The following is a 4,687-nucleotide window of genomic DNA, read 5'->3' on the forward strand; positions in this document are numbered from 1 at the left end:
GTTGAGGCCGAGCCGGAGAAGAAGAGCAGTAAGACGCTGCTGTTCGTGGCTGTCGCGGTTCTGGTGATCGCTGCCGGAGCGTTTGCATTCTTCAGATTCCGCAATAAGAGCGTGGTCTCCGATGTCATGACGCCGGGACAGGCGGTGATGGTGACCGCCATTCAAAACGACACCGGTGATAGCACTCTGGATGACTGGGTTGCATCGGCTGTCGCGATGGAGCTGTCGCAGTCTCCGTCGATCGCGTATCGCGGTCCTGAATCCTTTCGCGCTCAGCTGAGCGGAGACGGCGCCGCGAGTCAGCCCGTGGACGAGGCAAAAGCGCGGCAGGTCGCGACTGACTCCGGTGTTCCGGTCTTCCTGTTTGGCAGGGTCGCCAGCAGCGGAGCCGGCTATGACATTGAGCTGACGCTGCATGAAACGGCTTCGAATCGTACGCTGGCAACGTTTACCGACAGGGCTGTCAGCAAGGAGCAGATCGGTGTCAGCCTGGATCGCCTGGCCCAACCGCTACGCGCCGCCCTGGGAGAATCGAACGCTGACATCCAGAAGACGAGTGTTTCGTTCAATAGCCTGTCCAGCTCCTCGCAGGAGGCCTTGCGGGAATACGCTCAGGGCGAGATCGCCCTCAGCCTGTGGCAGCCGGCGCTGGCCATGCAGGCCTATGAGCGTGCTGTCGCCGCCGACCCGGCATTTGTACAGCCTGCGCTGAAGCTGGCGCTGTTGTATGAGGCTGTCGGTGCGCATGACGCAGCCGCCGCGGCAGCACGTTCTGCCGGCGCTAACGCGGCCAAGAGCGGGCAGCGCCTGGCTGCACTGTCAGCGCTGGCCCAGGAGCTGTTCGTCTCCGGCAACCTGCCGAAGGCATCCGAACTCGCAAAGACGTATCTGACGGCCTTTGCGAGCGACCCTGATGGCTTCCGGCTGCAAGCTGTCTTGGATCGAAAGATGGGACGCTGGGCAGAAGCCGGGCAAGCGGCTCAGGAGGGTCTGAAACTGAATCCGAGCGATGGCAGCCTGTATCGTGAGGCGGAAGTCGCGATGACGGCACAGAACCGCTATGAGGCGGCTCTGGAACTGGAACGCCAAGCCGTGAAAGCGGGCTCGAAGCACAGCGATCAGGAATTGCTGGCGGCCTATCTTCAAGGGAAGGATGATCTTCTTGCTGCACAGATTGAACTGGCCAGGCAGCACCCCGATGCGTTGACTGTGGCTCCAGCCTATGCAACCTATCTGGATAACACTGGAAAATTGCAGGCCGGAGCAGCCGTATGGCGGCAGGCGATTTCTTCCGTATCCCAGAATCCGAAGTTGGCTGCCGTAGCGGCGACCTTTGCAGGCCAGGCAGCGTTGGATCGAGCCTTGCTCTCCGACTGCGGCGGCGCAAAAGCCTTTCTTCCTTCCGCAACGTCGACCGCTCCCAGAGCGGCGTACTATGCAGGTCTGGCAGCTGCGATGTGCGGTGATGAGACAGCAGCGCAACAGCATCTCAGCGCATTGAACAGCCAGCAGGGGACGGCAGCAAAGGAGTACTTCGCGCCTGTGGTCACCGCGGCGATTCAGTTGAAGACGGGCCAGCCCGCGGCTGCACTTGATCTGTTATCGAAGGCTAAGGCCTATGACACGATAACCATCGGAGCCTACCTGCGTGGCCTGGCACAGGTTGCGACCGGTAAGCCTCAGGTCGCGCTTATCGATCATCAGGTTCAGTTGCAACATCGCGGTCAGTCGCTGCTCACGGGCGGTACGGTCTATCCAGCGGCACAGATCGGCCTGGCCCATGCGTACGATGCCATGGGAGATCACAACAACGCCGCGCCGGCCTATAAAGCGTTTGCGACGCTCTGGAACGACGCCGATGCGGGCTCACCCCTGCTGATGGAAGCGAAGGCTAAAGGACGGTAGAGCATTTTCCCTGTAGGCGTAGTGTAGGGCTTCCGTATCTATGGGCGTTTTCCGTTGATGAAAACGCCGCTGCACGCCTTCCATGAGAAGGCTGTACATCGTCAAGTATCAGGTGAAGAAGCCTGGAACTTTTTGATGTCGGCTTCGTAACACATGGGCATGCGATTCCGTTTCCCTCTTCACATGGTGATTGCCCTCATTTGCATTGCGGCACCATGCCAGCAGTTACCTAAGCCCGCTCCCTTTCCACTTCAGATGGAAACGCGCATTCCGTTCGCTCCAACTGCGTTTCCCAGTGAAGGTCATACCTACCTTTTCTATGAGATGCACCTCACAAACTTCATGCCTTCTTCTGTGTCCCTGGACCGCATTGAGGTTATCAATCCTGACCTACCAGCCCAACCAATCGCGGTCTTTGAAGGTCAACGTCTTCAGTCCATGACGGTGCTTCTGACCTCTGGAAAGCCGGCTGTACCACTGCAAGTGGCGGGAGGTCAGACCGTCATAGTCTTCATGTCTATTGAGTTTGATGGAACTGCAAAAGTACCGGAACGGCTCGCTCATCGAGTCGTAGCTTCGGGGTTAGCAGCAGAGGGCGCTATCGTTGAGACACATCACACGCCTTTACAAGTACTCGGGCCACCTGTGGAAGGGCCAAGCTGGATAGCGGATGACGCTCCAGATAGCGACCCCGACAATCACCATCGTCGTGGGGTACACGTCCTCAATGGTCAGCCGGTCATCGACGAACGCTACGCGATCGATTGGCAAAGAGTGCAGAACGGGGCTACATCTTCCGGAGATCCGACGAACAAAAACTCTTACTTTTCTTATGGGAAACCTGTACTCGCGGTTGCGGATGCCCGCGTCATTGCCACGAGAGATGGTCTACCGGAGAACATCCCGGGGCACGGAAACGCATTCCATCCCGCCATACCAATCACACTCGATACGATCCCGGGCAACTTCATCACCTTGGATCTTGGTCATGGACAATACGCGTATGGCTGAAAGGGCAGTTGGCAAACGGTACAGTTACTTAGACCTTTTGCTCTTGTCCCCTAGTCTCTGTCGCCGCCCTTCCATCCGCACTCGAAAATGGACTTGATGTATGCCCGATGCACGCTAGGTGTTACTCGATTCAGCCGGTGCTGACACCTGTTCCGCGGCCTCGCTCTCCATCCTTGCGGATGGGAGTTGCCAAACCCGCAGACGCAGTTCCGAACTCGGCGCTTCAACGATTGCTCTAGACGCCTAAGCGCGAGTTTCTGCGCGGCGATCGTGGTACCGCAACTCGATCATCGTGCAGTCGTCCGTCGGTGGAGCTCCGTTCATAAAGCGCTGCACGGAGTCGAACATCTCTGTCATGGACTCAAACTGAGATGCGGCGCCCTCAAGCCGGTCATCACCGAAGAACTCACCTTCGGGATTTTCGGCTTCAGTCACTCCGTCCGTCACCAGGATCAGGCGGCTGTTCTGCGGCATCTTCAGATAGGCGGTCTCATACTCGGCATCGGGAAGCAGGCCGACGGGAAGATTGGTCGCGGTGAGCTTCTCAACCACTCCGTCTCCCACCAGGAGTGCACGGTCATCAGGCCCTGCTGGATCTGCGCCGCGATGTTCAGCTCCTCACGATAGCGGCGGGCAGCTTCTTCCGCGCGGGCGAGCGATGCGTTTTCAATCAGGGACGCTGCTTCGCCGGCGATCGTCTCCAGCAGGCCGCTATCGACCTCGTTGAGAGCACCCGCCTTCAGGCGACTGTCGAGATAGAGGATGCCGCGGACCTCTCCGCCGAGCTCCGCCTTGCTGTCTTCGTCGCTGCCAAAATCACCGTGACGGCTCCGAAGGGGAATGCAGATTACGGTGCGGATGCTGCCGGCAACCATGGAGTCAGACATCCCGCCATCGAGTGAGAGCGTATCGGTGACGATGAATTCGGCGGCGGTGCGTGTCGCCTGCTGGATGGCCGACTGAGCCACACCGCGGTCATCGGCAAGCTTCTCCCCGGCGAGTGTGAGTCCGACGGCCATCGACATCTCGCCTGTCCCCGTGTCGCGCAGGTAGACATACCCGCGCTCCATCTGCGTCAGGTCGAGCGTAATCTCGACGAGCGACTGCAGCACCTCCTGTACGGCGCCGACGGCGTTCAGCTTCCGGGCAGCCTCCAGGAACCAGCGCAGCTTCTCCAGGTCTGAGCCTTCGCTCGGCATCGCGATGGACTGCATCTGGCCCATCAGGTCTTTCAGGCTGGCCACATCGCGGTCCGGTTTGCCGAAGCGGAGCAGGGGGCCGTCGGAGGAGCCAAAACGAAGCTTGTCTCCGGCGTTGAGCTGCTGTGGACCGGCCATCGGATCCAGACGGCGGCCGTTCAGATAGGTGCCGTGGGTGCTCCGCAGATCCTCGAGGAAGTACTGCCCGTCAATGAAGTTGATCTGTGCGTGCGAGCGCGAGATGAACGGGTGGTCCAGCACCAGCGAGCGGTCGGTGAGACGCCCGATCGTGAAGGGCACATGGTCCAATGTGCGGGGAACACGGTTGCTGCGATCTTCCAGCAGCATCTTCATGGGAACAAAGGTGCTCTCGGCCATGGTCATTGTGCTTGAGCCGCCAGTGTAGCAAAGCTTAGGGGGCTTCGGCTGACCGAGTTTGTACTGTCTGTTGTGGACCGCCTGCAGGAGAGCCATCTGGCGGAAAGGTGTACCAGGCAGGAGGACGGTTCAGGGAGCGATGGACGGTATGCAACAGCTCCCCATCGGAGGTGTCTCCGCTCAACTCCCAGATC

The 4,687-nt window shown here is 59.5% G+C and carries 4 protein-coding genes; 2 read left to right on the forward strand and 2 right to left on the reverse strand.

Features of this window, described 5'->3' with window-relative positions; translation table 11 throughout:
* Positions 1–1,905: tetratricopeptide repeat protein (locus tag AB4043_RS20895; RefSeq protein ID WP_442307971.1), on the forward strand; the 1,905-nt coding region annotated here is incomplete at its 5' end.
* A gap of 159 nt (positions 1,906–2,064) precedes the next feature.
* Complete coding sequence (locus AB4043_RS20900) at positions 2,065–2,916, forward strand: hypothetical protein (RefSeq protein ID WP_442307972.1); 852 nt, start codon at positions 2,065–2,067, stop codon at positions 2,914–2,916.
* A 243-nt stretch (positions 2,917–3,159) separates the two neighbouring features.
* On the opposite strand, the gene AB4043_RS20905 is transcribed toward AB4043_RS20900, so the two are convergent.
* Positions 3,160–3,468 (reverse strand): PP2C family protein-serine/threonine phosphatase, encoded by a 309-nt coding sequence (locus AB4043_RS20905; protein ID WP_442307973.1) that lies wholly within the window; start codon positions 3,466–3,468, stop codon positions 3,160–3,162.
* Positions 3,393–4,493, reverse strand: coding sequence for an FHA domain-containing protein (locus AB4043_RS20910; RefSeq protein WP_442307974.1), 1,101 nt, complete (start codon positions 4,491–4,493; stop codon positions 3,393–3,395). Before AB4043_RS20910 ends, AB4043_RS20905 begins: the two co-directional genes overlap by 76 nt.
* Positions 4,494–4,687: the final 194 nt, after the last annotated feature.

Source organism: Terriglobus sp. YAF25, from assembly GCF_052113305.1.
In the GTDB taxonomy this organism is placed as follows: Bacteria; Acidobacteriota; Terriglobia; order Terriglobales; family Acidobacteriaceae; genus Terriglobus.

Coding starts and splice junctions, on each gene's coding strand:
- AB4043_RS20900 (WP_442307972.1), top strand. CDS start 2,065: ATGCGATTCCGTTTCCCTCTTCACATGGTGATTGCCCTCATTTGCATT.
- AB4043_RS20910 (WP_442307974.1), bottom strand. CDS start 4,493: ATGGCCGAGAGCACCTTTGTTCCCATGAAGATGCTGCTGGAAGATCGC.